General features: G+C 63.0%; 25 protein-coding genes. 11 read left to right on the plus strand and 14 right to left on the minus strand.

Annotated features, from left to right (window positions below; all coding sequences use genetic code 11):
• Positions 1-2: 2 nt before the first annotated feature.
• Positions 3-623 carry a DUF1287 domain-containing protein gene (locus tag X728_RS155830; RefSeq protein WP_050589882.1) on the minus strand — a complete coding sequence of 207 codons (621 nt, stop codon included), beginning with the start codon at positions 621-623 and terminating at the stop codon, positions 3-5.
• Positions 624-826: 203 nt separating this feature from the next.
• On the opposite strand from X728_RS155830, the gene X728_RS155825 reads away from it, so the two are divergent.
• Complete coding sequence (locus tag X728_RS155825; RefSeq protein ID WP_023831278.1) at positions 827-2,023, plus strand: DUF2865 domain-containing protein; 1,197 nt, start codon at positions 827-829, stop codon at positions 2,021-2,023.
• On the opposite strand, the gene gltX is transcribed toward X728_RS155825, so the two are convergent.
• Complete coding sequence (gene gltX / locus X728_RS155820; RefSeq protein ID WP_023684934.1) at positions 1,941-3,314, minus strand: glutamate--tRNA ligase; 1,374 nt, start codon at positions 3,312-3,314, stop codon at positions 1,941-1,943. The two genes, X728_RS155825 and gltX, sit on opposite strands and share 83 nt — an antisense overlap.
• 731 nt (positions 3,315-4,045) lie before the next feature.
• Here gltX and X728_RS155810 point away from each other — a divergent pair.
• Genes X728_RS155810 through X728_RS155800 form a run of 3 tightly spaced genes read left to right on the plus strand, consistent with a single transcriptional unit; the run spans position 4,046 to position 8,228 of the window.
• A complete protein-coding gene (locus tag X728_RS155810; RefSeq protein WP_023831280.1) occupies positions 4,046-7,810 on the plus strand; it encodes a vitamin B12-dependent ribonucleotide reductase in 3,765 nt (1,254 codons plus the stop codon).
• Between the two features lie 6 nt (positions 7,811-7,816).
• Positions 7,817-8,017 carry a type II toxin-antitoxin system HicA family toxin gene (locus tag X728_RS155805; protein WP_023669047.1) on the plus strand — a complete coding sequence of 67 codons (201 nt, stop codon included), beginning with the start codon at positions 7,817-7,819 and terminating at the stop codon, positions 8,015-8,017.
• A 4-nt stretch (positions 8,018-8,021) separates the two neighbouring features.
• The gene (locus tag X728_RS155800) at positions 8,022-8,228 is read left to right on the plus strand and encodes a type II toxin-antitoxin system HicB family antitoxin (protein ID WP_023669048.1); all 207 of its coding nucleotides are present in this window, start codon (positions 8,022-8,024) and stop codon (positions 8,226-8,228) included.
• A 23-nt stretch (positions 8,229-8,251) separates the two neighbouring features.
• Here the strand turns inward: X728_RS155800 and X728_RS155795 are convergent, their stop codons facing one another.
• Genes X728_RS155795 through X728_RS155785 form a run of 3 tightly spaced genes read right to left on the minus strand, consistent with a single transcriptional unit; the run spans position 8,252 to position 10,382 of the window.
• Positions 8,252-8,857, minus strand: a complete 606-nt coding sequence (locus X728_RS155795; RefSeq protein WP_245266117.1) for a hypothetical protein — start codon at positions 8,855-8,857, stop codon at positions 8,252-8,254.
• A gap of 4 nt (positions 8,858-8,861) precedes the next feature.
• Positions 8,862-9,383 (minus strand): hypothetical protein, encoded by a 522-nt coding sequence (locus tag X728_RS155790; RefSeq protein WP_023739358.1) that lies wholly within the window; start codon positions 9,381-9,383, stop codon positions 8,862-8,864.
• Positions 9,384-9,410: 27 nt separating this feature from the next.
• Positions 9,411-10,382: a DUF3592 domain-containing protein gene (locus tag X728_RS155785; RefSeq protein ID WP_023831282.1), complete on the minus strand. Its 972-nt coding sequence runs from the start codon at positions 10,380-10,382 to the stop codon at positions 9,411-9,413.
• Positions 10,383-10,545: 163 nt separating this feature from the next.
• On the opposite strand from X728_RS155785, the gene X728_RS155780 reads away from it, so the two are divergent.
• On the plus strand, positions 10,546-11,487 hold the full coding sequence (locus X728_RS155780) for a phosphoribosylaminoimidazolesuccinocarboxamide synthase (RefSeq protein ID WP_023748589.1): 942 nt from the start codon (positions 10,546-10,548) through the stop codon (positions 11,485-11,487).
• Between the two features lie 20 nt (positions 11,488-11,507).
• On the opposite strand, the gene X728_RS155775 is transcribed toward X728_RS155780, so the two are convergent.
• From X728_RS155775 to X728_RS1000000170970, 3 genes are read right to left on the minus strand one after another with little or no spacing between them, the layout of a single operon-like run.
• Positions 11,508-12,392, minus strand: a complete 885-nt coding sequence (locus tag X728_RS155775) for a DMT family transporter (protein ID WP_023711460.1) — start codon at positions 12,390-12,392, stop codon at positions 11,508-11,510.
• Positions 12,389-12,997: a class I SAM-dependent methyltransferase gene (locus X728_RS155770; protein ID WP_023711461.1), complete on the minus strand. Its 609-nt coding sequence runs from the start codon at positions 12,995-12,997 to the stop codon at positions 12,389-12,391. Before X728_RS155770 ends, X728_RS155775 begins: the two co-directional genes overlap by 4 nt.
• Positions 12,998-13,025: 28 nt before the next feature.
• Complete coding sequence (locus tag X728_RS1000000170970) at positions 13,026-13,199, minus strand: hypothetical protein (protein WP_023711462.1); 174 nt, start codon at positions 13,197-13,199, stop codon at positions 13,026-13,028.
• 102 nt (positions 13,200-13,301) lie between these two features.
• Here X728_RS1000000170970 and X728_RS155765 point away from each other — a divergent pair, with 102 nt between their 5' ends.
• Positions 13,302-14,261, plus strand: coding sequence for a LysR substrate-binding domain-containing protein (locus tag X728_RS155765; protein WP_023831283.1), 960 nt, complete (start codon positions 13,302-13,304; stop codon positions 14,259-14,261).
• Here the strand turns inward: X728_RS155765 and X728_RS155760 are convergent.
• The 6 genes from X728_RS155760 to X728_RS155735 form a co-directional block, all read right to left on the minus strand.
• Positions 14,251-14,757 carry a DUF2314 domain-containing protein gene (locus X728_RS155760; protein ID WP_023700830.1) on the minus strand — a complete coding sequence of 169 codons (507 nt, stop codon included), beginning with the start codon at positions 14,755-14,757 and terminating at the stop codon, positions 14,251-14,253. The genes X728_RS155765 and X728_RS155760 overlap by 11 nt on opposite strands.
• Positions 14,758-14,909: 152 nt before the next feature.
• Positions 14,910-15,974, minus strand: a complete 1,065-nt coding sequence (locus tag X728_RS155755) for a GH25 family lysozyme (RefSeq protein WP_023711465.1) — start codon at positions 15,972-15,974, stop codon at positions 14,910-14,912.
• A gap of 281 nt (positions 15,975-16,255) precedes the next feature.
• A complete protein-coding gene (locus X728_RS155750; protein WP_023669058.1) occupies positions 16,256-16,447 on the minus strand; it encodes a hypothetical protein in 192 nt (63 codons plus the stop codon).
• A 116-nt stretch (positions 16,448-16,563) separates the two neighbouring features.
• Positions 16,564-16,962, minus strand: a complete 399-nt coding sequence (locus X728_RS155745; RefSeq protein WP_023684918.1) for a GFA family protein — start codon at positions 16,960-16,962, stop codon at positions 16,564-16,566.
• Positions 16,963-17,148: 186 nt separating this feature from the next.
• Positions 17,149-18,105 carry an alpha/beta hydrolase gene (locus X728_RS155740; RefSeq protein WP_023739364.1) on the minus strand — a complete coding sequence of 319 codons (957 nt, stop codon included), beginning with the start codon at positions 18,103-18,105 and terminating at the stop codon, positions 17,149-17,151.
• A gap of 118 nt (positions 18,106-18,223) precedes the next feature.
• Complete coding sequence (locus X728_RS155735) at positions 18,224-18,472, minus strand: ParB N-terminal domain-containing protein (protein WP_008875526.1); 249 nt, start codon at positions 18,470-18,472, stop codon at positions 18,224-18,226.
• A gap of 169 nt (positions 18,473-18,641) precedes the next feature.
• Here X728_RS155735 and X728_RS155730 point away from each other — a divergent pair, with 169 nt between their 5' ends.
• The 5 genes from X728_RS155730 to X728_RS155710 all read left to right on the plus strand — a co-directional run bounded on the left by X728_RS155730 (position 18,642) and on the right by X728_RS155710 (position 24,330).
• Positions 18,642-20,273 (plus strand): N,N-dimethylformamidase beta subunit family domain-containing protein, encoded by a 1,632-nt coding sequence (locus X728_RS155730; RefSeq protein ID WP_023831284.1) that lies wholly within the window; start codon positions 18,642-18,644, stop codon positions 20,271-20,273.
• 1 nt (position 20,274) lies between these two features.
• Positions 20,275-21,648, plus strand: a complete 1,374-nt coding sequence (locus tag X728_RS155725) for an aspartate aminotransferase family protein (protein WP_023831285.1) — start codon at positions 20,275-20,277, stop codon at positions 21,646-21,648.
• Between the two features lie 10 nt (positions 21,649-21,658).
• Positions 21,659-22,588 (plus strand): 3-keto-5-aminohexanoate cleavage protein, encoded by a 930-nt coding sequence (locus X728_RS155720; protein WP_023739367.1) that lies wholly within the window; start codon positions 21,659-21,661, stop codon positions 22,586-22,588.
• A gap of 204 nt (positions 22,589-22,792) precedes the next feature.
• Positions 22,793-23,305: a GNAT family N-acetyltransferase gene (locus X728_RS155715; RefSeq protein ID WP_023831286.1), complete on the plus strand. Its 513-nt coding sequence runs from the start codon at positions 22,793-22,795 to the stop codon at positions 23,303-23,305.
• Positions 23,302-24,330 (plus strand): histone deacetylase family protein, encoded by a 1,029-nt coding sequence (locus tag X728_RS155710; RefSeq protein WP_023831287.1) that lies wholly within the window; start codon positions 23,302-23,304, stop codon positions 24,328-24,330. The genes X728_RS155715 and X728_RS155710 overlap by 4 nt, the downstream gene beginning before the upstream one ends.
• Positions 24,331-24,334 lie beyond the last annotated feature (4 nt).

Genomic DNA, 24,334 nt, shown 5'->3' on the forward strand with positions numbered 1-24,334 from the left:
TCTCACGCAGGCGCGAAGCGGTAATGCCCGGTCTGCTTGAAGGCGAACAGCGTGTCCTCCTCGCGGGCGCCCGACCCGATATTGTGGATGACCAGCGCTCGTTCCGGCACGTCCGCCGTGCGTTCGGATGAGACGATGACGATGTGCGGCAGGTTGCCGGGCAGCATCTGGGTGACAAGATCGCCCGGCTGAAAGTCGGCAGGATCCTCGCTTACGGCCAAGGAAGCACCCTTGCGCCCGAAAAAGGCGGCAAGGTTGCCGACCCGTCGGTGGTCGATGTTTCGATCGGTCGCTTTCAGGCCCCAGGTCTTGGGATAGGCGGCGAAATTGGCCGCCATGTCCTCATGCACCAGCTTCTGCAGGTCGAGCTCGAAGGCGCGGCGATAGGCGCGCACGATGACGTCCGTGCACACGCCTCGATCCGGCGCGACGTCGCCGCCGGGATAGCCGAGGCGGACATAGGTCGGGTCGTAGAAGGTGGTGATGCCGATCTGCTCACGCGCGGCTTCGACCAATTTGCTGCGCCAGTCCGGAGCGGCTGGATTTTCCTGCGCCCGGGCGGCGGGCACCGCCAGGCACAACAGACCGAACTGCAGCGCGGTTCGACGGGTAATCGCGATCATGCCAGCTCCCCGGGGCATTGCTGGATCGTGGGATAATTCCGGAGCGATTGCGCCTTTTTCATGCAGCGGTGAGATCGCACAGTTGCCGCCCTATCCAAACGCCTCCTGCAACGCCTCTATGGGCTAAGACCATCTTTGGTTGTAGATTGAGGGAACGGTTAACCGCGAATCCGGTAGACAGGCAGGCAAGCGGGGTTCGGGCAATGACGGGCGGACGATGGAGGCTGAAGCACCTGGCTGCGCTGCTCGGCGTGCTTGTGCTTTCGGCCGTCGCCACCACTGAACCGCAGGCCGCCTCCCGCGTTTGCCGTCAACTGGAAGCCGAGCTTGCTTCTTCATCGAATGGCGGCGGCAATTCCAGCATGGTGCGGAAGTATGACAAGGCCATCTCCCGCCAGTTCGAACAGCTATCAAAGGTGCGCGGTCGTGCGAGCGATGCGAATTGCGGGTTTTCGCTGTTTTCGCGCAATGTCAGCCAATGTGCTGCGCTGAACAGCAGCATCGATCGCATGAACGCCAATCTCGATGCGTTGCAAGCCAAGCGCGCGCAGCTTGCCGGCGGCGGCTCGCGGCGCGACCGCGGCCGCATCCTGGCCGCGCTCGACGCCAATGGCTGCCGTGACGAGCCCGCGCCGCGCCGGGAGCCGCTGCAGGAAGCCAGCCGCGAACCCGACGACGGCAATCTGTTCGACCAGCTTTTCGGCGGCAACCGGCAGATCGACACGCTCGATCAGCCCGATGATCCCGGCGAGGAGCGCAATGTGCGCCGGGTGCTCAATCAGCCCGGCGTGCCGGATTTCCCGACGGTCGGCGGCGAGTTCCATACGAGCTGCGTGCGCACCTGCGACGGCTATTTCTTCCCGATGTCGAACTCGGCTTCGCTCGGCGATTTCGAGCGCGACCAGAAGAACTGCGAATCGAGCTGCCCCGGCACCGAAATGCAGGTGTTCTATTCGCGCGGCATGGAAGACGATTCGGCCAACATGACGTCGTCGGTGACCGGCAGGCCCTACAGCGAGTTGCCGACCGCCTATCTCTACAAACAGCCCAACATGTCGCGGCCGCTGGCTTGTGGCTGCAATGCGCAGGCCGGAAATTTCGAGATCATCGGCGGCAACCCGCCACCGCCCGACCAATCGCAGCCTGATACCGAGACAACGCCATTCATTCCGGTGCCGGCGGCCAAACCCGATCCGGGCGCGGATCCGGAGACGCTGGCCAATATGCAGGGCGGGCTCGACCGCGCTGCCATCAAGCGCCTTGCCGTCAAACCGGTGGTGTCGCCGGTGTCGCTGATCCCGCCGGACCAGCGCAAGGTCAGGGTCGTCGGGCCAACGTTCCTTCCCGACCCAGCAGCGGCAATAGATCTGCAAGCTCCGGCCCGGAAGCAAGTCCGGTAAGCGCCAGTCTCAGCGGCATGAACAGCGCCTTGCCCTTGCGGCCGCTGGCTTCCCTGATCCTGGCCGTCCAGTCCTTCCACACCGTTCCGGTCCACGGCTCTTCCGGCAACAGGTCGAAGGCCTGCTGCAGGAAGTCGCGATCCTCGTCGGAAAATTCCGGCGCGGGCTGCGGGCCGTCGGCAAGGATACGCCACCAGCCGACCGCGTCGCTCAGCCGGTCGAGATTGCCACGCACCGCCAGCCAGAACGGCTCGGCCTTGTCGCCGGAGATGCCGAGCACGATCAGCCGATCCCGCGCCTCGGAAAACGGCATGTGGTGCATGAGCGCACGATTGAGCACGAACAGCTCGTCCGGGTCGAATTTGGCCGCCGATTTCGACGTGGCGGCGGGATCGAAGCGCGCGGCCAGTGCCGGCATGTCATGCACCGCCGCGACATTTTCCGAGGTGCCGACAAGGACGGCCAGCGAAGCCACAGCCATCGGCTCGATGCCCTCCTCGCGCAGGCTTTCGATCGACAGCGCACCGCTGCGCTTCGACAGGCCCTCGCCCGAGGCCGTGGTCAAGAGATTGTGGTGGCCGAAGACAGGCGGCTCGGCGCCCAATGCCTTGAACAGCGCGATCTGCACGCCGGTGTTGGTGACGTGGTCGTCGCCGCGGATGACATGGCTGACCCCCATCTCGATGTCGTCGACGACCGAAGGCAGCGTGTAGAGATAAGTGCCGTCCTCGCGCCGCAGCACCGGATCGGACAGTGAGGCCAGATCGACGGTTTCCTCGCCGCGCACCAGATCGTTCCAGTGCACTTCGGTGCGCTCGGGCTGCAGCGGATCGCTGGTGAAGTTGGGCAGCAGAAAGCGCCAGTGCGGCCGGCGGCCATCGGAGCGGTATTCGGCGATCTGCTGCTGCGAAAGCGCCAGCGCCTCGCGGCCATAGACCGGCGGCAGGCCGCGCGTGCGGCGCACCTTGCGGCGCAGGTCGAGTTCTTCGGGGGTCTCGTAGCAGGGATAGACAACGCCGGCTCTCTGCAGCCGCTCCACCGCCGCGTCGTAAGTTTCGAAGCGCCGCGACTGGTATTCGGTGGCGTCGGGAAAAATCCCCAGCCAGTGCAGGTCGTAGAGGATGGCGTCGGAAAATTCCTGCCTCGAGCGGGCAATGTCTGTGTCGTCGAAGCGCTGGATGAAACGGCCCTTGTTGTTCATGGCAAACAGCCAGTTGAACAAGGCGGTGCGGGCATTGCCGATATGAATGCGGCCGGTTGGTGAGGGGGCAAAACGGACGGTAACTGTCATGGGCGGGGCGTAACGGATGCTCTTGGAATTGACAAGACGCGCCCCCGCGCGAGGCCAAAGACATAATGCACGCCAGCTAAAATGAAAAGGCTGTGAGCCAGAATCCGGCCGGGCCTGTCTCGGGTGAACCGCTCACCAGCGGTCCACGCCGGCAGAATCGGGCTTCCCTCAGCCGCTTTTTGTCCCCGTTATCCACATATGTGACACACAAGATGTTGGGGTCACAAAAGCTACGCAAACGAATCCTTGACGACGCAAACCGAGTCGCCTTTTATGTGCCATGTGCTCTTGTTGAGGGCGCGACCGGAGAGTTTCGAGCCCGGTCATTTCCCCGGATTTTGTGCGTTTTGGCCATGATTTCCGCCTGTTTACGAGGCTGGCGGAAGCGTTGGATCGTGGGGGCTTCGGGAGCGAAAAGGGAGATTTGTCGGACTGGAATAAATTGTCTGTTAACACTATATTTAGTGTTTGCAGGCAGGTTCGACCCTAGATAGTGTGAATTTCCCTCGGTCGAGGGAATCGAGGAAAAATTCAGTTTTGAGGGACCCGCAGGGTTCGGCGCAGAGTTGGAACAGCGGCTTCGTAAGAAGCTCGACCAACAAGGCGACGAAGACTGCCACAAGGAGAGCCGGTGTTTTCGAACGCCGGCAGACGGCGGACATGCGCGTTTCGCATTGGGGGCAGAAATCCCCGGGGAAAAGCGCTATATATAGACAAAAGGGACCGGACCAATGCGCATCGAGCGTCGTTTCACCAAGCCAGGCCAATCAGCTTACGCGGAGATCGAATTCCGCAAGGCGCTTTCGGAGATCAAGAATCCGGACGGCTCGGTGGTGTTCCGCTTGGACAATATCGATGTGCCGGCGCAGTTCTCGCAGGTTGCCGCCGACATCCTGGCGCAGAAGTATTTCCGCAAGGCCGGCGTGCCCGCGCGCCTGAAGAAGGTCGAGGAGAACGACGTCCCCTCCTTCCTGTGGCGCTCCGTCGCCGACGAGGCCGAGCTTGCCAAGCTGCCGGAAGCCGAGCGCTACGGTTCCGAAATCGACGCCCGCCAGGTCTTCGACCGGCTGGCCGGCACCTGGACCTATTGGGGCTACAAGGGCGGCTACTTCAAGTCGGAAGAAGACGCCAGCGCCTTCCGCGACGAACTCGCCTATATGCTCGCCACCCAGCGCGTTGCGCCGAACTCGCCGCAATGGTTCAATACCGGCCTGCACTGGGCCTACGGCATCGATGGCCCGAGCCAGGGCCACTATTATGTCGACCCGTTCACCGGCAAGCTGACCAAGTCGAAGTCCTCCTACGAGCATCCGCAGCCGCATGCCTGCTTCATCCAGGGCGTGCAGGACGATCTCGTCAACGAAGGCGGCATCATGGACCTGTGGGTGCGTGAAGCGCGTCTGTTCAAATATGGCTCGGGCACCGGCTCCAATTTCTCGATGCTGCGCGGCGAAGGCGAAAAGCTGTCGGGCGGCGGCCGTTCGTCCGGCCTGATGAGCTTCCTCAAGATCGGCGACCGCGCGGCGGGCGCCATCAAGTCGGGCGGCACCACGCGTCGTGCGGCCAAGATGGTCATTGTCGACGCCGACCATCCCGATATCGAGGAATTCATCGACTGGAAGGTCAATGAAGAGCAGAAGGTGGCGTCGCTGGTCACCGGCTCCAAGATCGTGAAAAAACATCTCGAAGCGATCATGAAGGCCTGCATCAATTGCGAAGGCCATGATGATGATTGCTTCGACCCGTCGATCAACACCGCGCTGAAGCGCGAGATCAAGGCGGCCAAGAAGTCGGCCGTGCCGGAGAACTACATCTACCGCGTCATCCAGTTCGCCAAGCAGGGCTACACCGCGATGTCGTTCAAGACCTACGACACCGACTGGGATTCCGACGCCTACCTCACCGTTTCCGGCCAGAACTCCAACAATTCGGTGTCGCTGAAGGACAACTTCCTGCGCGCCGTCGAGGACGACGCCGACTGGCATCTGACCGCCCGCAAGGACGGCAAGGTGCTGAAGACGCTGAAGGCACGCGACCTCTGGGAAAAGATCGGCTACGCCGCCTGGGCTTCGGCCGATCCGGGCCTGCATTTCAACACGACGATGAACGACTGGCACACCTGCGCTTCGGCTGGTGCGATCCGGGCCTCCAATCCGTGCTCGGAATACATGTTCCTCGACGACACGGCCTGCAACCTGGCCTCGATCAACCTGCTGCCCTACCGCAATGCCGACGGCACGATCGACATCGCCGCCTACGAGCACACGGTGCGGCTGTGGACAGTCGTCCTCGAAATCTCGGTGATGATGGCGCAGTTCCCGTCGAAGGAGATCGCCAAGCAGTCCTACGAATACCGCACGCTCGGCCTCGGCTATGCCAACATTGGCGGCCTCTTGATGACGTCCGGCATTCCCTATGATTCCGACGAGGGCCGCGCCATCTGCGCAGCGCTGACCGCCATCATGACCGGCGTCGCCTATGCCACCTCGGCCGAGATGGCCGGCGAGCTCGGCGCCTTCGCCGATTACGACCGCAATGCGCAGAACATGCTGCGCGTCATGCGCAACCATCGCCGCGCCGCCTATGGCGAAAAGCAGGGCTACGAGAAGCTCGCCGTCAATCCGGTGCCGCTGGTCGCGTCCGACCTGAAGCAGCAGGAACTGGCCGCGCACGCCAAGGCTGCCTGGGACCGCGCCATCGAACTCGGCGAGGAGCATGGCTACCGCAACGCGCAGGCGACCGTGATTGCGCCGACCGGCACGATCGGTCTCGTCATGGATTGCGATACCACCGGCATCGAGCCCGACTTCGCGCTGGTGAAGTTCAAGAAGCTTGCCGGCGGCGGCTATTTCAAGATCATCAACCGCGCCGTGCCGGAAGCGCTGCGCACACTGGGTTACTCAGAAAGCCAGATCGCCGAGATCGAGGCCTATGCGGTCGGTCACGGCAACATGAACCAGGCGCCGGCGGTCAACCCCGGCTCGCTCAAGGCGAAGGGCTTCACCGACGACAAGATCGCGGCGCTCAATGCAGCACTGAAGTCGGCCTTCGACATCAAGTTCGTCTTCAACCAGTGGACGCTCGGCGCCGACTGGGTGAAGGAGACGTTCGGCTTCACCGACGAGCAGCTCAACGACTTCTCGTTCGAGATGCTGCCGGCGCTCGGCTTCTCCAGGAAGGACATCGAAGCCGCCAACATCCATGTCTGCGGTGCGATGACGCTGGAAGGCGCGCCCTTCCTCAAGGCCGAGCATCTCGCGGTGTTCGACTGCGCCAGCCCGTGCGGCAAGATCGGCAAGCGCTCGCTGTCCATCAACAGCCACATCCAGATGATGGCGGCGGCACAGCCTTTCATCTCCGGCGCCATCTCCAAGACCATCAACATGCCCAACGATGCGACGGTGGAAGACGCCAAGGGCGCCTACATGCTGTCGTGGAAGCTGGCGCTGAAGGCCAACGCGCTCTATCGCGACGGCTCGAAGCTGTCGCAGCCGCTCAATTCGTCGCTGCTCGCCGACAGCGAGGACGACGAGGACGATGCGGTCGAGCAGTTGATCGCGGCGCCCGCTTCACAGCGTGCCGTGCAGGTCACCGAGAAGATCGTCGAGCGCGTCATCGAACGCCTCTACCGCGATCGTGAAAAACTGCCGAATCGCCGCAAGGGCTACACCCAGAAGGCAGTCGTCGGCGGCCACAAGGTCTACCTGCGCACGGGCGAATTCGACGACGGCCGCATCGGCGAGATCTTCATCGACATGCACAAAGAAGGCGCCGCTTTCCGGGCGATGATGAACAACTTCGCCATCGCCATCTCGCTTGGCTTGCAATATGGCGTGCCGCTCGAGGAATTTGTCGAGGCCTTCACCTTCACCAAATTCGAGCCGGCCGGCATGGTGCAGGGCAACGACGCGATCAAGAATGCGACGTCGATCCTCGACTACGTGTTCCGCGAACTCGCCGTGTCCTACCTCGGCCGCCACGACCTCGCCCATGTCGACCAGTCGGATTTCGACAAGACGGCGCTCGGACGCGGTATCAACGAAGGCAAGGCGACGCCGTTCTCGAAGGGCCTTACCCGCGGCGCCTCGCCGGTCAAGTTGGTGTCTGGCCTAGGTGGCGAACCCAAGGGTTTTGCCGGATCACCTGCCGCGGCCCCTGCCCGGGTCACCCCAACTGCGTTCTCAGGCTCCAATGTGCTGGCGCTTAAACCAGCAAGCGACGAAGCCATCGCCTACAAGCGCGACTATGAGGAGCGAGCCAAGGAATTGGTCGAAGATATTGTTTCCGAGGAGGCAGCCGACCCCACCGGTTTGTTCACCGACGAAGCAGCGAAAGAAGCGGCCGAGGCAAAGGCGCTTGCCTCCACGCGGCGTCAGCAATCCTTGATGCAAGGCTACACCGGCAACGAATGCTCGGAATGCCACAACTTCACCATGGTGCGGAACGGAACCTGCGAGAAGTGCGATACCTGCGGCTCGACGAGCGGGTGCAGCTGAGAACTCATGCCGCCTCGGCTTACAGTCCGCGAAGTCATTCGCCTGCTGGAGACCGACGGTTGGTATCTGGTTGCAACCAAGGGCAGCCATCGCCAATATAAGCACAAAACCAAAGCCGGCCGCGTCACCGTGGCCGGCAAACCGTCTGAAGAGGTTGCGCCAGGAACACTGAACAGCATCCTCAAGCAGTCCGGTTTGAAGGAGTGACTATATGCGTTACGCGGTGGTGATTGAAAAAGCAGGCAACAATTTCTCTGCCTATGTGCCGGACCTACCCGGCTGCATCGCAACTGGTGCTACCGTGCCAGAAGTAGAAATCGAAATTCGCGACGCTATACGCTTTCACATCGAGGGCTTGCGTGCCGATGGGCTGGAGGTGCCCAAAGGAATCAGTCTCGCGGAATATGTAGAGGCATAAGCGGTAGCCTTCAGGACAACATCCTATCCCGGCACCCGCAGCGTCTGATCGTCGAACAGCGGCTCGTCCTGCCCCGCCCGAATGAACAGCACCCTCCGCCCCTCACCCGCCGGCGCCTCGAAATACTGAATACCATCCGGCATTTCGCCCCAGTCGCCGCAGGGCGGTTCGGGAACTTCGTCATTGGCTAGCGCCTTCAGCTCTTTCGCATAGGCAGCATCGGGGCTGAATGTGTAGCGTTTGACGCCGGCGGGCACGGTGCCTTCGGTGTAGGGCGAGAGCACGCAGCGGGCGCTGATGGCCTTGTCGGTCTTTTCCAGCAACAGGCGCAACACCGCGGCCTCGGCGGTTTCGCCTGATTTGATGTCGAACACCTCGACCAGCGGATCGGGCGCGCCGCCATCGCTGTATTTGATGGCGAGCGCGTTGCCGACGAATTCGAAGTGGATCTGGCGAAAACCGAAATCGCAGCGCTGCACCCAGGCGGCCAAACCGACCGTCTTGTCGGCCAGTTTCTCCCAGACGCATTTGTCGATCGGCGGGCGCGATGGCGCCAGCTCGTCCGCCCGCGCTGCGGCTGATATCGTCGCCGAGGCAAACAGCGTGCAGATCCAGACAATCAGTCTCATGGCGTTATTCATCGCTGCATCCTGTCAATGTGAAGGCGTCCCACGCCGAGCCGTCCGGATTGGCATTGGCGAAATCGGCAAATTCGGTGAAGCCCGCGCCGAAATCGGGCAGCAACAGCCCTTTCGGCGCCGGTGTCGCTTCGCGCGAATTCAGCTGCTCGGCGCCGCCTCCGGTCAAGGCATAGACCTGGCCCATCCATATCCGGCACATCCCGCTGCCGTCCTCCAGCCCCGCTTCGCGGTCGTCGTCGGTGCAGGCATGGCGGATGGTGCCGAGCGGAAACGAATTTTTGCCATTGGTCCAGGTGATGTCGGCCGGCAAGCGCGTGTCGGTGTTGGGGACGGTCACCGAAAACACTTCGGCCGTCAGTGCCGCCGGTTCATTGTCGAGCGGCCGGAATTGCAACACCGCGCCCGAACGCGGCTCGCGGTAGGTGGCGTGGCTTAGCAGACACTCTCTTGCGCTCGCTGCCTGCACGGCGCCGAGCAGAGCCAGGCAAACGACGGCCAGCCTGCGAACGATCATTGGATGTCTCGTCATGAAAGTGGCGCCTCAGATAAAACCGACCAGCCAAGCCGCGCCGCCCAAAAACGCGACCGAACAGACCCACAGCAACCAAAGCCCGCGCACCCTGCATTCGAGCACTGCCGAGGCGGGGTTGGCTGGGTCGTAATGCACGTCGACCTTGCCGCCCTCGGCATAGCTGCGCGCCTGGCCGCTGACGAGGCCGGGCATTGAAGCGGTGACCGTGGCGCCGAAGGTGACGCGGTCTGAGGTGTAGTGCTGGCCTGCGACGCCGTAGCTGTACACGATGCGGGATTTGAAGACGGTGCTCCAGCGTCGATGGCTGCTGTAGTTTCGCAGCGTCTGCAGGCCCGAGGAGTCAATGCGGCCGGGGGCGACCGGCCATTTTGCCGCCTGCTCGGCAAGCGACTTCTGGACGAAGGCCATGCGCAGGATCATCAGGCCCATGAACAGCAGCAGCGCTCCGGCGCCGAGGTTCTGCGGCCTGGGCAGGTGCGGCCGGATCGCCTCCAGCACGCCACCGAGCGAAAACACCAGCACCACCGTGCCGATCACCAGCCCGGCCGAGAGCTTGACCATGAACTTGAAGGCGCCGTCCGGCAGGGTGCGTTCGATCACGGCCTTGCCCGGATCGGCCGGATTGTAGAAGACGGTCACTTCAGCGCCGGTGGGAAACTGCGCCAAGGTTTCGGTGACTTCGAAATTCCCCAGATTCTCCTTCACGCTGTAGCGCGAGCTTTGAAATTTCTTTTTACCGACCTTGTATTCGAAGGTGACCGCCGGAAAATTGCGCATCTCGGTGGTGTCGCTGCTGTCCGAGCCGACGCCCGACCTTCTGACTTCGCGCGCCTCGACGCGCGACGAGGTGATCTTGCCCGGCGCCGGCAGCCAGTGGCTCATCGCCTGCACCTCGCGCCATTTGACGAAGGTGATGAACGACAGACCGCCCGCGATCGCGCTGGCAAATCCGACAATCAGAAATTTGAGCTCTACGTCCACCGCGTCCCCCAGGAGTGCCGGAAGCTGCAAATAGATAGCACGGCGAAGGCAATGTCTTGATTATTCGCAAAGGACGAACCGCCCTTCCTCGGGTATCGAAGCCCCCTCAACTTTGTTAAGAGTCGCCCAAACTGTTAGGAGCCATGAGACCAGGATGACAGCACTGCGCGTTCTCTCGGATGCCTTCATTCCGGAACTCCCGAACCACTACAAAGGCAAGGTCCGCGAGAATTACGATCTGCCGGATGGCCGCCGCATCATCATCGCCACCGACCGGCTGAGCGCCTTCGATGTGATCCTGACCGCAATACCGCTCAAGGGAGAGCTGCTGACGCAGACGGCGCGCTACTGGTTCGAGGAAACGGCGGACATCTGCCCCAACCATGTGCTCGATTATCCCGACCCCAATGTCGTCGTCGGCACCAGGCTCGACATTCTGCCGGTGGAAATCGTCGTTCGCGACTATCTCGCCGGCACCACCAGCACTTCGGTGCTGACGAAATACAAGAACGGCGAACGCGATATGTACGGCATCCGCCTGCCGGACGGACTGCGCGACAATGAGAAGCTGCCGCAGGCCATCATCACGCCGACCAGCAAGGCGCTCGATGGCGGTCACGACGAGCCATTGACGCGCGATGAGATCCTGACGCGCGGCCTGTTGTCGGAAGAGCAATGGGACACCGTCTCGCGCTATGCGCTGGCGCTGTTTGCGCGCGGCAAGGCGCTGGCCGCCAAGCGCGGCATGATCCTGGTCGACACCAAATACGAGTTCGGCACGGACAAGGATGGCGCCATCATCCTTGCCGATGAAATCCATACGCCCGATAGCAGCCGCTACTGGCTTGCGGCAAGCTATGAAGAGCGTTTCAAGGCGGGCGAGCGGCCGCAAAGCTTCGACAAGGACTTTATTCGCGCCTGGGTAACCGCGCGCTGCGATCCCTACAAGGACCGTATTCCGAAAATCCCCGCCGAACTCATCGAGCAGACGTCGCGTGTCTATACGCAGGCCTTTGAGACCATCACCGGCAAGACCTTCACCGCCGATATCTCGGGAAAGACGGTGCTGGACCGCATTCGCGAGAACCTGCGCCCTTATTTCTGACGGCGGCTGGCGGCCGCGGGTCAACTTGCCGAGGTCGCGGACACGGACGGTTCTGGCGGAGCGCGCCACGTGCCGAGATATGATCCGCACAGGATGAGCGCGAAGGCCGCGACAATGCCGATATCGAGCGGCTCCGAAAGGACGAGCACGCCGGCTGCCACGGAGACGGCGGGCGCCACATAGGTGATGACGACCGCCCGTTCGGGGCCGATCTCCCGCACCAGCAGGAAATAGGTGGCGAAGGCAATCGACGTGCAAAACACGCCAAGACCGAGGATTGCGCCAACCACCGTTGTCGACGGCCTGGCCGCCGGCCAGGCCAACGCCGCCGGCACGGCGTAGATCAGCGCGGCCCCTGCCAGACAGACTGCCGTCAGCGAGGTAGCCGGCACATCGTTCAGCCAGCGCGACGCGATGATCGAACCCGAGGCATAGCAGGCTGCGGCCATGAGAATCTCGACGACCGCGAGAAGTCCGCCACCCAAGGTCGGCAGCGCCAGCACGAAGACACCGGCAAAACCGAGGAAAAGGCCAGTCCAGCGGCGTATCCCCAGCCGCTCATCCGAGCCCATCAGCTTTGAGAGCGCGACGGTTACGGCCGGCGTCATGGCAATCAGCAGTCCGGCGGTGGAACTGTCGATGCTGACTTCGCCATGGGTGATCAGCCCCCATGGCAGGATCATCTCGACCAGACAGAATGCGGCGACCGCCCGCCAATGTGTCTTCAGCCATCCGAAACTGCGCTGGACAAGGACGAAGGGCAGCAGCGCCAGGGCGCCGACGGCTGTTCGGGCAAAGACCAGGAAGGGCACCGACACCTCGGCAACCGCCAGCTTGATCAACAAATAGGGAATGCCCCACAGGAGGCTGAGCAGCACGAACAAAAACAGTCCGCGGCGCGTCATGACGGCATCACAGCCAGAAAGGTGGTCCACTCTTCGCGATCGCGGCCGACGTTGAATTCGTCTCCGACAAGGACCAGCCCGGCGTTTTCGAGGCGGGCCGCGAAGTCGTCCCTGCGCCAGTAGACCGTATGATATTCGCCGCTCTTCTCGCCATCGCCAATGCGCATCGAGACGAGGAAGGCGCCGCCCGGCCGCAGCGACCCGGCAATCTTGGCAAGCACCTGGTCGGCCTGCTCGCGCGGCACGTGGATCAGGACGCACAATGCGAGCACCGCGTCGTAGGGGCCGCCGAGATCGTCGGTGATGAGATCGAGAACCTCACCATGCTTGCCGCGTGCGGCCTGCAACTCGAGAAACCGCTTCGTTGCGTCTGTGCGCCGAACCTGGACACTGAGCCCTTCGACGAAGTCCGCATCGTATCCGGGTCCCGAACCGACTTCCAGAATCCGGCCACCTTTGCCGGCGATCTTCACCAGGCGCTTTAGCCAGTTCTGTTCTCTTTGGTTCGGAACGTGCCGCACCAGAGCGTCGTAGCGTTCGGCATAGTCCTCATAGGCGTTGATCGTTTGTCGGCTCTTCGCCAGATCCTCGGATAACACAGTCATCTTTCCCTCCCCTGGTCAAAGAGCTTGCTTAGCCAATGGTGCCGGGAGGCACGCGTCCGTCAAGCATACCGATATCCCTGAGGAAATGGTCCGACAGCGAGCGGCGGTCGAGCAGGCCGCGCTTGCGAGGCCTGAACGGCGCGGTGAAGAGGTCGAGCACCGGGCGGCGAAGCGTGTTGTAGAGAGCGATGGCGGTGGTCATTGCCGTATCCTCCAGTTTGATCCGATGAATGCAGCATGCCGTTTTCCGGGCTTGGTTTCCAATCGAACGTCGCGTAGTATGCATCAGCGGGATTGATGCGTCATGAGCTGGGAACTACCACCATTAGGAGCCATCAGAGTCTTTGAAGCCGCGGCCCGGCTGGGCAGTTTCACCAAGGCAGCCGAAGAACTCGGCATGACCCAATCAGCTGCCAGCTATCAGATAAAGGTGCTGGAAGAACGTGCCGGAACGCCGCTTTTCATAAGAAAAACAAGGCAGATCGCGCTGACCGAGGCCGGACAGCAGCTGGCGCCGCACGCAACAGGCGCGTTCTCGACCCTGGCCGACGCATGGGTCGCCACCAAGGGTGGAGCGACCGGCGTGCTGTCGGTGACGACCATGGAAACCTTCGCATCGAACTGGCTGGCCGTATGGCTTGGAACATTCCAGCTGATGCATCCCGATCTTGCCGTGAAGGTGAATACATCGCACGGGCTGGTCGATTTCACGCGCGGCGACATGGATGTCGGCATTCGCACCGGCAGTGGAAAATGGCCGGGCCTGACGGCTCACTATCTGTTCAAGGCGGACTATACGCCGATGCTCAGCCCGAGACTCGCCGAAAGCGTCGGCGGCATCCACCGCCCCGAGGATCTCTACCAACTGCCGCTATGCTGTGCCGACGATCCCTGGTGGGAAATCTGGTTCAAGGCTGCCGGCGTGCCGTTCGAGCCCGATCGCGTCATCGCTGGCCCGAAACTGGGTACGCAGGCCTATGATGCGATGGCGGCGCTGACCGACAAGGGCGCCGCGATCCTGACCAGAAACCTTTACAGCGCCCTGTTGGAAAAGGGCCAGTTGATACAGCCGTTCGGCGTGCTTGGATCGGACGGCGACGGCTATTGGCTGGTGCATCTGGAGAGCCGCCGCAACGCGCCCAAAATCAAGGTGTTTCGCGACTGGGTGCTGGCGCAGACGGCAGAGATACGCGAACGCGAAAAGCGCGACAGCCCTCTAGGCACCGCGATAAAACTCGCCCGCGCCTCAACCCTCAGTCCTTGAAGGTCAACCCGTACTTTGCAACCTGCTCCTTCGGCATATCCGCAAGCGCCTGGCGCGTGGTGTAGCCACCGTAGATCACCTTGCCGTTCTTGATCATCCAGTCCTCGACGTCGGCCTCGGTTACCGTCATCCTGTCGCCCATCTTGTACTTGTTGCCATTGACCGGGACGTCGGCGAGCAGGCCGATATAGGAGCCTTCGCTGTAGCCCACCAGCTGCAGCCAGATATGCTCGGTGGCGCCGTTCTGGGTCAGCGGGAATTTTACCGTGTAGGTGCCCGGCGTGCCGGCGTCCATCAGTTCGTGGAAGCGCTTGAGGGTCGAGCGGCCGCTGTCCTTGGCGGCCTGCATCGCCTTGTCCTCGGTGGAATAGGACACGACGTTCTGCTTCGACTCCGCCAGCGAAGCGCCACTTCCGCCCGGCATGTGGCCGAGCGAGCTGAAAAACCCGTAGCCGACAGCGGCGGCAAGAGCGACAGCCACAACTGGATTGCGCATGGACCCCTCCGAAACCCGATCACGGGCACGTTACCGGAAGGCTGTTGCGATACCGCTAAAGGACACAGTGAGCGGATCGTTAGCGAGACGCTGAAAATTCAACCCAAGGCGCAGCGGCAGGCAGCGCAGGCGCACCGGCACCGGCCTGACGTTCAGTCGGCGTCGGCGACGGTCGTCTGCCCGCCTGCCCATGCCCGCCAGGCGCGCTCGTCGCCATGGAAGACGTTGAGGTCGATGCGGCCGGTCACGCCGTGCGACAGGCCGGAGCCGGAGTACTGCCAGAACAGCCATTTGCGGCCGGGATAGACTTTTGAGGGATGCCGCGCCACGGCGCGCAGCCAGAACGGATAATCGAGAAACGCACCCTTGAGATTGTCGCGATAGAAATCCGGTGCGGTGTAGATGATGGGCCGCTGGCCGTAATGGCGCTCCAGCTTGTCCATGAACACCTTCATCTTTTCCAGCACGGTGGCCCGCGACGGCCGCCGCTTGCAGGAAGATTCGCCGTTCCACTCGACATCGATCACCGGTGGCAGCGCGCCTTCGACCCTCGGCACATTGCGGATGAACCAGTCGGCCTGCTCGCCCGCGGTGCGGCACCAGTAGAAGAAATGATAGGCGCCGCGCTTCAGCCCGGCGGCGTCGGCATTGCGCCAGTTCTTCATGAACATCGGGTCGAGATGGTCGCCGCCATCGGTCGCCTTGATATAGGCGAAGTTGGCGCCCTGGGCACGCAGCTTGCCCCAGTTGACATTGCCCTGCCAGCGCGAGACGTCGACGCCGTGGACGGCAAGGTAGCGTGGCGAAGCCTTGCCGAAATTGATCGGCTTGGCGTCGCGGAAACCGTAGCGGGTGACCGGCGAGGCCAGCATGGCCGGCGCCGCGCGCGTCAACCGCTTCGGCGCAGACATCAGAGCGGCGGGCTCGAGCTGTGGTCTGGTGCTCCCCTGCGGCGTGCCCGCGACGATGGCCTCTTCTTCCTCGACCATGGAAAAGGGCGGCGCATTGTCGGCCACAGCGTTGTCGGCCACCATGTCGGACCGCATCGGCGCGAGGTCGGCGGTCCCCGCCGGAGCCGCGGTGACCGGCGCGCTCGGACGCACGACCGAACTGGTCGTCTCGTTCGACGGCTGCAAGCCATCGACGCCCGCTGTGGACGAACAGCCGGCAAGCCACAGCGATGCCAACATGAAACTGACGACGCCTGAAATCCGCATCTGGACCTGTACGCAAAACACAACAGACCGAAGGCAAACAGACGCCGCCGGACAAACCGGCCTCGATTACTAACGAGAAATTACCAACAAAGTTTGAATCAAGTTGTTAGGAATTGGCCCTCTTGTCTTCTCCCCCTGTGGGAGAAGGTGGATCGGCGCGTAGCGCCGAGACGGATGAGGGGTGTTCCAGCGGAGTGAGGCGTTGGCGTTCCCTGGAACACCCCTCATCCGACCGAGCTTCGCTCGGCCACCTTCTCCCACAAGGGGAGAAGGGGAAGCCCTTACCTTCCCAGCCATTGCTGCATGCAGCTTTTCGCCACCACATGCGCCGGTGGCACGGCGTCGGCGGCCGGGCGGCGGGCACGTTCGAGCAGCAGGCGAACCTGTTCGGGGCGCACGCGGTCACGCTCCATCACGAGGAGGACCATCGGATCGCTCAAAAGCTCGTCCAGGGTGCTGATTCTGTCGCTCATCGGTCGTCTCCTCGATACCGGCCCGCAGACGACAGATAGGCAGGCAATCATGGCCCGCCAATGACGCTTTGCCGGCTATGTCGTGGTTTCGGGATTAATTTCCGGTAAGGCCGGCGTCAGTTCGGAGGCGGCGCGCCTTCATGGTGCGGCAGGCCGTCATCGAGCTGCAGCCAGGGCTGCTTCGAGGCGGTCCACATATGCATTTCCGGCTTGAACAGCGAGGGATCGTCGAGCGAACCGGTGGTGATGCCGACGATGCCGGCGGAGTCGCGTCGGGAAAACAGCGTGGTGCCGCAAGCGGCGCAAAAGCCGCGCTTGAGGTCCGGAGAGGTGTTGACCGTCGCCACCTCTCCCTCGACCGTGACATCGTCGATGCGAAACAAAAGGCGGGCGTTGAACGCCGCGCCTATGACCTTCTGGCAGCGCCGGCAGTGGCAGACGCGCTGGTTGAGCGGCGCCGCCTCGGTGCCGTAGCGCACTGCCCCGCAATGGCATCCGCCCTGGTATTTCGTCATCATTCGAACCCATCACACTGAAGGTCTTTGATGATATCGACAGGTACCTTTCGGTCAATTGAAAAGCCCTGATGGCGCCATCGATTGCGCCGATAGGATCAATGGCTGCGCCAAGGCTCCGTAGCTTCGCAGGCACAAAAAAGCCGACCGCCTCTTCGAGACGGCCGGCATGTATTTTCAGGCAAGCTATTTCGTTTCGCTGAGGACTTCGTCCCAGGTCTTCACCTTGGTTTCGCCATTGAGGAAGGGCAGTGCCGCGGCCGTCAGCTCCGGTGCGAAGAATACGTCGTAGTGGGTGCGATTGGGAATGATGGCCAGCCGGTTCTGCGACAGGTTCTCACGCATCCAGCCGGCATCCTTCAGCCCGCCGCCGAGCATCTGGTAGAACTTGATCTCGTGCTCGGGCTTGTACATGTCGCTGTCGCCATAGGCCAGCATGACCGGCATCTTCAGCTTCGCCACATCGGCGGAATAGTCGTAATCCTTGCGCATGAAATTGCCCAGCGCGTCGAGCAGTTTGGGGAAATCGTCGGGACGTGGGGCGACGGCGACGTAGGATTTGTACATCGGCGTGTCCTTCATGAAATCGGCGGCGGCCGCGCTCACCTGCGCCTGCTGGCCGCGCATCTCGTCATAGAAGCCATTGGCGGCGAAGCCGGTCGAGACCAGGACCAGACGTCTCACCGTCTCGGGATGCTGAACGGCCATACGGAAGGCGACGCCGCCGCCCAGCGAATAGCCAAGCACGTCGACCTTGTCATAGCCGAGCGCCTTGACGATACCAGCCATGTCGTCGCCCATCCCCTCCAGGCTGAAGGGTCGCTCGCCGAGCGCGGTGCGGCCATGGCCCTGCAGGTCAACGGCAATGATGGTGCGGTTTTCCGCCAGCTTCGGCAGCAGCGGCGCGAACATGTCCGACGTGCCAAGGCCGCCATGCAGCAGAAGCAGCGGTTCGCCCTTGCCGTAGACGGCATAGTAGTAATTCAGGCCGTCGATCGGCAGCAGGCCGGACTTTTCCGGCTTCGGCATGGCTGTTGCTTCGGTGGTCATGGCGGGCTTGGTCTCCTCTGCATTGGCTGGGCCGGGCGCTACGAACAAGGCAGCGACCGAGGCAAGAATGGCGAAATAGATTGGTCTGGACATGTCGGTCTCCTCGGGTTCCGCCCTAAGGACGAGCAAGCACGCCGCGTGCCGACATGCCCTGCGAAAAAATCCGCGGAGGAATGACCGGTTTGGCTGTTTGTCGATCGGGTCGCGCGCCTCAGTGGCGCTTGGCCTGCACCAGATAGGCGTCGATCTCGGTCTCGCCGAGCCATTTGGCGGCTTCCAGCCGGTGCAGGCCCTCGACCAGGATGTGGCGCTTGCCGTCATGGCGAACCTGGATCGGCGTCTTCATGCCGTTTTCCAGTATGTCTTCGGCCAGGTGCCGGACCGTTTCGGGATGAAGCGTCTTCTTGCGCGCCGTCGGCACGTAGATGTCATCGACCTTGACCTTCTGCACTCTCAGCATACCGGCTCCCGAGGCGGAAAATGCCGCCTCGCCTGAGATAGTCGGTTTGCCAGGTGCGGCCAAGAGCGGCCAAGCAATTGTGTCGTATGCAATTGCTGGCCCGATCGTTTCCATTTGACGCTTGGCCGGCAGATGGCCGAAATGGCGGCCTGTCACTTTTCCGGTGTTCATGACCCAACTGCCGACCGAATTTCCCGATTTCGGACTGACGCCCGAGCAGCGCCGCGAGGCAGTGCGCGGCCATTACTATGAATGGCCGGGAATGGACGGCGAGCGCGGCGAGATCTGGTGTTATTCCAACCGCTTTTCCTACCGCGCCGGCGAGACCGTGACGCTGCATGTCAGCTCGACGGCGCCGCGCTTCAGCATTGTCATTGTCCGCGACGGCGGCAGCGAGACAAAGGTCTTCGAGCAGACGGGGCTTTCGGCGCGCTGGCAGGATACGCCCGACCAGTGCTCGGTCGAAGGCTGCGGCTGGGAGGCGTCTTTCGAATTTCGCATCAGCGACGATTGGCCATCCGGCGCCTATCGGCTGACGCTGACGGCGGACGGGCGCGAGCCCATCCATTGCCATCACCTCATCATCGTCGCGCCCCTGCCCGGCAGAAAACCCGGTCGCGTGCTGCAGGTGGCGGCGACCGGCACCTGGCTGTCCTACAACACATGGGGCGGCTCCAACGCCTATCAAGGCATCACCGGCCCGGGCCGCGACCAATATGCGCGCATGGTGTCGACCCAGCGGCCCTGGTGCCGCGGCTTCGTGGTGCTGCCCAAGGATGCGCCGCGCGTGCCGCTGGAGGTTGCGGTGCCGCCGAAAACAGTGCCGCGCTATCCGCACATGGAATGGGCGTACGCCACCGGACATTCGAAGAAATACACCTCCTCCGGCTGGGCGAGCTATGACAGCCACTTCTTCCGCTTTGCCGAGCGCGCCGGCTATGGCGTCGATCTCGCCAGCCAGCACGATTTGCACTTCTCGCCCGAAATCCTCGATGGTTATGACTGTGTGGTCTTCGTCGGCCATGACGAGTACTGGACCTGGGAGATGCGGGACGCCGTCGACAGCTACGTCGAGCGCGGCGGCCATGCGGCGCGCTTTGCCGGCAATTTCATGTGGCAGACAAGGCTCGAGGACGAAGGCCGCCGGCAGGTCTGTTACAAATACCGCGCGCGGGCCGAGGACCCCGCCTATAGCAGCGACGTCACCCGCGCCACCAATTCCTGGGAAGCGCCGGAGATCGGCCGTCCCGGCGCTATGACCTTCGGCCTCAACGCGACCCGCGGCGTCTATGCCGGCTGGGGCGGATGCGCACCGCGCGGCGTGCGCGGCTTTCCGGTCTATCGGCCCGAGCACTGGGCCTTCGCCGGCACCGGCATCTATTATGGCGACCTGCTCGGCGCCGACAGCCATGTCTATGGCTATGAGGTCGACGGGCTCGATTTCGAGATCCGCGGCGGCCTGCCCTATCCGACACCGGACAGCGGTGCGCCTGACGGGCTGCAGGTGCTGGCCGTCGGCATGGCGAGCCAGGTCGAGGAAAGCGCCGACATCCCGATCGAGGACCAGTTTCTCACCGACGAGGATGGCCGCTTTACGGCCGAAACGCTGTTTGGCGAGGCGACCGACGTCAATCTGGAAAAGGTCAAACGCGGCAACGGCATGATCGTCAATTTCCCGCGCGGCAAGGGCGAGGTTTTCCACGCCGGAAGCTGCGAATGGGTCGCCGGCCTGCTCAGGCAGGACCCGATGGTCGAGCGCGTGACCAGGAATGTAATCGACCGCTATCTCGGAAAGACCTGACATGCAGAAGCCCTCCTCCGCCGGTTCAGAAACGCGCGCGCCATCGCACCTGTTCTACCTCTCCAGCCTGCGCCGGCCGCTGATCGACCGCGCCGAAGGCATCTATATGTGGACGCAGGACGGCCGCCGCTTCATCGACGGATCGAGCGGGCCGATGGTCGCCAATATCGGTCACTCCAACCGCAACGTGCTCGACGCCATGAAGCGGCAGATGGACCGCGCCACCTTCGCCTACCGGCTGCATTTCGAGAACGAACCGGCGGAAGAACTGGCGCGGGAACTCGCCGGCAAACTGCCGGAGGGCATGGACCGAATCTTCTTCGTCTCGGGCGGTTCGGAAGCGACGGAATCCTGCATCAAGCTGGCGCGGCAATGGGCGGTCGCGGCCAGCCAGCCGAAGCGCTGGAAGGTTATCACGCGTTTTCCCTCCTATCATGGCGGCACGCTGGGTTCGCTTTCGATAACCGGCGACGATGCGCTGGCCGAAACGTTCACACCGATGATGCGGGTGATGCCGACCGTGCCGGCGCCGACGGCATGGCGCGACCGCGACAATCTTTCGATGGAGCAGCGCGGCGTCCGCTATGCCGACATGCTGGAGGAGAAGATCCAGGCCGAGGGCCCGGACAGCGTGCTCGCCTTCATCATGGAGCCGATCGGCGGTGCGGCGACTTCGGCCCTCGTCGCACCGGACAGCTATTATCCGCGTATCCGCGAGATCTGCGACCGCTACGGCATCCTGCTCATCCATGATGAAGTGATGAGCGGCGCCGGCCGCACCGGAAAATTCCTTGGCGGCGACCATTGGAACTGCAAGCCCGACATCGTCGCGCTGTCGAAGGGGCTTGGCTCCGGCTATGCGCCGCTCGGCGCGCTGGCCGCCCCGATGCGGCTGGTCGAGCCGCTGCTGGCGTCGGGCGGCTTCCAGCATGGCCACACCTATGCCGGCAATCCGCTCGCCTGCGCGGCCGGGCTCGCCGTGCTCGGCGAGATGGACCGCCTCGACCTGATCGCCAATGCCGCCGCGATGGGCGACGTGCTGATGGACGGGCTGAAAGGGCTGGCGAAGCGTTTTCCGTTCATCGCCGATGTCCGAGGCAAAGGCCTGCTCACCGGCGCCGAGATGGTTGCCGATCCCGAAACTCTACGGCCGATCGAACAGGGCAAGAAAGCCACGCAGCGCCTGCTCGACCTCGCCTACGAGCGCGGGCTGATCATCTACGGCCGCAGGGTCAAGGGCGGTGTCGACAGCGACAATTTCATGGTGGCGCCGCCGATGATCGTCACGGCTGAAGAGGTCGGCGAGATCATTTCCATCATCGGCGATTCGCTGGAAGTTCTGGCCGCCGAACTCGACCTGCCGGTCGAAGGCTGAGGGCTAAAGAATGGCGCCGAGGAAAGTCATCATCACCTGCGCGGTCACTGGCTCGGTGCACACCCCGTCCATGTCGCCCTATCTGCCGGTGACGCCGGACCAGATCGCGACCGACGCCATCGCGGCGGCCGAGGCCGGCGCCTCAATCCTGCATCTCCACGCCCGCGATCCCAAAGACGGCCGGCCGACCGCCGATCCTGAGGTGTTCATGCAGTTCCTGCCGCGCATCAAGCAAGCGACCGATGCGGTGATCAACATCACCACCGGCGGTTCGTCGCTGATGACGCTCGACCAGCGGCTGGCGGCACCACTGCGGGCCGAGCCGGAAATGTGCTCGCTCAACATGGGCTCGATGAATTTCGCGCTGTTCCCGATGCTCGACAAGCCAAGGGAGTGGCAGCACGAGTGGGAACCAAAGCTCCTCGAAGCCACGCGCGACACCATCTTCAAGAACACCTTTGCCGATATGGAAGGCGTGCTCGAAAAGCTCGGCAAGGGCTGCGGCACGCGCTTTGAGTTCGAATGCTACGATGTCGGCCATCTCTATTCGCTGGCGCATTTTCGCGACCGCGGGCTGGTGTCGGGGCCGCTGTTCATCCAGTTCGTGATCGGCATTCTCGGCGGCATCGGCGCCGATCCCGACAATCTCATCCATATGAAGCGCATCGCCGACAAGCTGTTCGGCGACAGCTACCAGTTCTCGGTCCTGGCAGCAGGCCGCAACCAGATGCCATTGATCTCGATCGCGGCGGCGATGGGCGGCAATGTCCGCGTCGGGCTGGAGGACAGTCTCTATGATGGCCGCCAGCTGGCGAAATCCAATGCCGATCAGGTGCGCAGGATACGTGGCATTCTCGATGGCCTGTCGCTGGAGGTGGCCACACCGGCGGAGGCGCGGGAGATGCTGGCGCTGAAGGGTGGGGACCGGGTGGCGTTTTGAGATGATTGAGATGGCGGCGCCCAGTCGCACCCCCCTCTGTCCTGCCGGACATCTCCCCCTCAAGGGGGGAGATTGGATGTCGCCACGGCCTTCGCAAACTTCCAAAGTTGCAGGATGGACGGCAGCGCAGAAACTGCTGATCTCCCCCCTTGAGGGGGAGATGGCCGGCAGGCCGGAGGGGGGTGCCTTGGCATCATACCTCCAGTGACTGCCTCGCCTAAAGTCACCCTCCGCTCCGGCACCATCGACGACGTCGACACCATCCACGCCGCGTTGCTCAAGCTTGGCACCCATATCGGCGCGCATCAGGAGATCACGTCCACCGCAGGCGATCTCCGCCGCTACGGCTTTGGCGACAAACCCGCCTTCTCCACCCTGATCGCCGAGATCGGCGGCGATTTTGCGGGGCTCTGCCTGCATTTCCCGATCTTCTCGACATGGATGGGGCGGCCCGGCGTCTATATCCAGGACCTCTATGTCGAGGACCGGTTTCGCGGCCGCAAGATCGGCGAAAGACTGCTGCGCCGGGTCGCGCGCGACTGCCGCCGGGATGGCGGCGCCTATCTCAGGCTGTCCGTCGACACCGGCAATGACGGCGCCAAGGCTTTTTATGAGAGACTGGGCATCGCCTGGTCGAGCTACGAGCAGACGCAGAAGATTGTTGGCGATGCCTTTTTCGCCTTTGCCGATGCAGCGCAGGATGGGGACGCGGAATGAAAGCATTCTTTGCCGAGGAGCAGAAACGCCACGACCCGAAGGCCTTTCTGTCCAGCGGTGCGCCGCAGCCCAATCCCGAACAGCCGGAGCGGGTAGAGCGATTGTTAGCCGGCGCAAAATCCGCCGGATTGATGATCGAGCGGCCCAGGGAACATGGCCTAGGCCCGGTGGCGGCCGTGCATACGCCGGAGTATCTCGCCTTCCTCGAACACATTTTTGCGCGCTGGCAGCGCATCGAGGGCGCATCCGCGGAAGTCATCCCCAACATCCATCCACTGGCCCGCACAGGGTCCTATCCGGCCTCGGCGGTCGGCCAGGCCGGCTACCACATGGCCGACACCGCTTGCCCGATCTCGGCCGAAACCTGGCACAGCGCGCTGTGGAGCGCCTGGAGTGCAGTCGAGGCAGCCGAAGCGGTGATATCGGGCGCGCCTGCCGCTTATGCGCTCTGCCGGCCGCCCGGCCATCATGCCTTTGCCGATGTCGCCGGCGGCTTCTGCTTCATCAACAATTCAGCGGTCGCGGCCCAGGTGTTGCGCAAGCAGGCGGCGCGGGTGGTGATCCTCGATGTCGACCTGCATCACGGCAACGGCACGCAAGGCATCTTTTATACGCGTTCCGACGTCCTGACGGTGTCGCTGCACGCCGATCCGGTGCGCTTCTATCCGTTCTTCTGGGGTCATGCCGACGAGCGCGGCGAGGGACCGGGCCTCGGCTATAATTTCAATCTGCCACTACCGCGCAAATCAGCCGACGCGGCGTTTCTGGAGGCCCTCGAAGTGGCGTTCCAGCGTATCCACGCCTTTTCGCCGGACGCGCTGGTCGTGGCGCTCGGTCTCGATGCGTTCGAGGGCGATCCGTTCGGCGGGCTTTCGGTGACCACGCCCGGTTTCTCGCGGATCGGCGAGGCAATTGCCAAGCTTGGCCTGCCGACGGTTATCGTCCAGGAAGGCGGCTATCTCTGCGACGCGCTCGGCGACAATCTCACGGCGTTCCTCACCGGTTTCGGCGGCAAACAGCGATAGCGGA

This window comes from Mesorhizobium sp. L103C119B0 (genome assembly GCF_000502235.1).
Taxonomy (GTDB): domain Bacteria; phylum Pseudomonadota; class Alphaproteobacteria; order Rhizobiales; family Rhizobiaceae; genus Mesorhizobium.

What these genes read in the sequence shown, in the direction of transcription:
- X728_RS155790 (WP_023739358.1), bottom strand. Translation starts at nt 9,383, where the DNA reads ATGATCGTTCGCAGGCTGGCCGTCGTTTGCCTGGCTCTGCTCGGCGCC.
- X728_RS155750 (WP_023669058.1), bottom strand. Translation starts at nt 16,447, where the DNA reads ATGAGCGACAGAATCAGCACCCTGGACGAGCTTTTGAGCGATCCGATG.
- X728_RS155745 (WP_023684918.1), bottom strand. Translation starts at nt 16,962, where the DNA reads ATGACGAAATACCAGGGCGGATGCCATTGCGGGGCAGTGCGCTACGGC.
- X728_RS155720 (WP_023739367.1), top strand. Translation starts at nt 21,659, where the DNA reads ATGGCGCCGAGGAAAGTCATCATCACCTGCGCGGTCACTGGCTCGGTG.
- X728_RS155755 (WP_023711465.1), bottom strand. Translation starts at nt 15,974, where the DNA reads ATGCGGATTTCAGGCGTCGTCAGTTTCATGTTGGCATCGCTGTGGCTT.
- X728_RS155805 (WP_023669047.1), top strand. Translation starts at nt 7,817, where the DNA reads ATGCCGCCTCGGCTTACAGTCCGCGAAGTCATTCGCCTGCTGGAGACC.
- X728_RS155735 (WP_008875526.1), bottom strand. Translation starts at nt 18,472, where the DNA reads ATGCTGAGAGTGCAGAAGGTCAAGGTCGATGACATCTACGTGCCGACG.
- X728_RS155795 (WP_245266117.1), bottom strand. Translation starts at nt 8,857, where the DNA reads ATGAGACTGATTGTCTGGATCTGCACGCTGTTTGCCTCGGCGACGATA.
- X728_RS155830 (WP_050589882.1), bottom strand. Translation starts at nt 623, where the DNA reads ATGATCGCGATTACCCGTCGAACCGCGCTGCAGTTCGGTCTGTTGTGC.
- X728_RS1000000170970 (WP_023711462.1), bottom strand. Translation starts at nt 13,199, where the DNA reads ATGACCACCGCCATCGCTCTCTACAACACGCTTCGCCGCCCGGTGCTC.
- X728_RS155810 (WP_023831280.1), top strand. Translation starts at nt 4,046, where the DNA reads ATGCGCATCGAGCGTCGTTTCACCAAGCCAGGCCAATCAGCTTACGCG.
- X728_RS155760 (WP_023700830.1), bottom strand. Translation starts at nt 14,757, where the DNA reads ATGCGCAATCCAGTTGTGGCTGTCGCTCTTGCCGCCGCTGTCGGCTAC.
- X728_RS155740 (WP_023739364.1), bottom strand. Translation starts at nt 18,105, where the DNA reads ATGTCCAGACCAATCTATTTCGCCATTCTTGCCTCGGTCGCTGCCTTG.
- X728_RS155770 (WP_023711461.1), bottom strand. Translation starts at nt 12,997, where the DNA reads ATGACTGTGTTATCCGAGGATCTGGCGAAGAGCCGACAAACGATCAAC.
- X728_RS155730 (WP_023831284.1), top strand. Translation starts at nt 18,642, where the DNA reads ATGACCCAACTGCCGACCGAATTTCCCGATTTCGGACTGACGCCCGAG.
- X728_RS155710 (WP_023831287.1), top strand. Translation starts at nt 23,302, where the DNA reads ATGAAAGCATTCTTTGCCGAGGAGCAGAAACGCCACGACCCGAAGGCC.
- X728_RS155775 (WP_023711460.1), bottom strand. Translation starts at nt 12,392, where the DNA reads ATGACGCGCCGCGGACTGTTTTTGTTCGTGCTGCTCAGCCTCCTGTGG.
- X728_RS155725 (WP_023831285.1), top strand. Translation starts at nt 20,275, where the DNA reads ATGCAGAAGCCCTCCTCCGCCGGTTCAGAAACGCGCGCGCCATCGCAC.
- gltX (WP_023684934.1), bottom strand. Translation starts at nt 3,314, where the DNA reads ATGACAGTTACCGTCCGTTTTGCCCCCTCACCAACCGGCCGCATTCAT.
- X728_RS155800 (WP_023669048.1), top strand. Translation starts at nt 8,022, where the DNA reads ATGCGTTACGCGGTGGTGATTGAAAAAGCAGGCAACAATTTCTCTGCC.
- X728_RS155765 (WP_023831283.1), top strand. Translation starts at nt 13,302, where the DNA reads ATGAGCTGGGAACTACCACCATTAGGAGCCATCAGAGTCTTTGAAGCC.
- X728_RS155825 (WP_023831278.1), top strand. Translation starts at nt 827, where the DNA reads ATGACGGGCGGACGATGGAGGCTGAAGCACCTGGCTGCGCTGCTCGGC.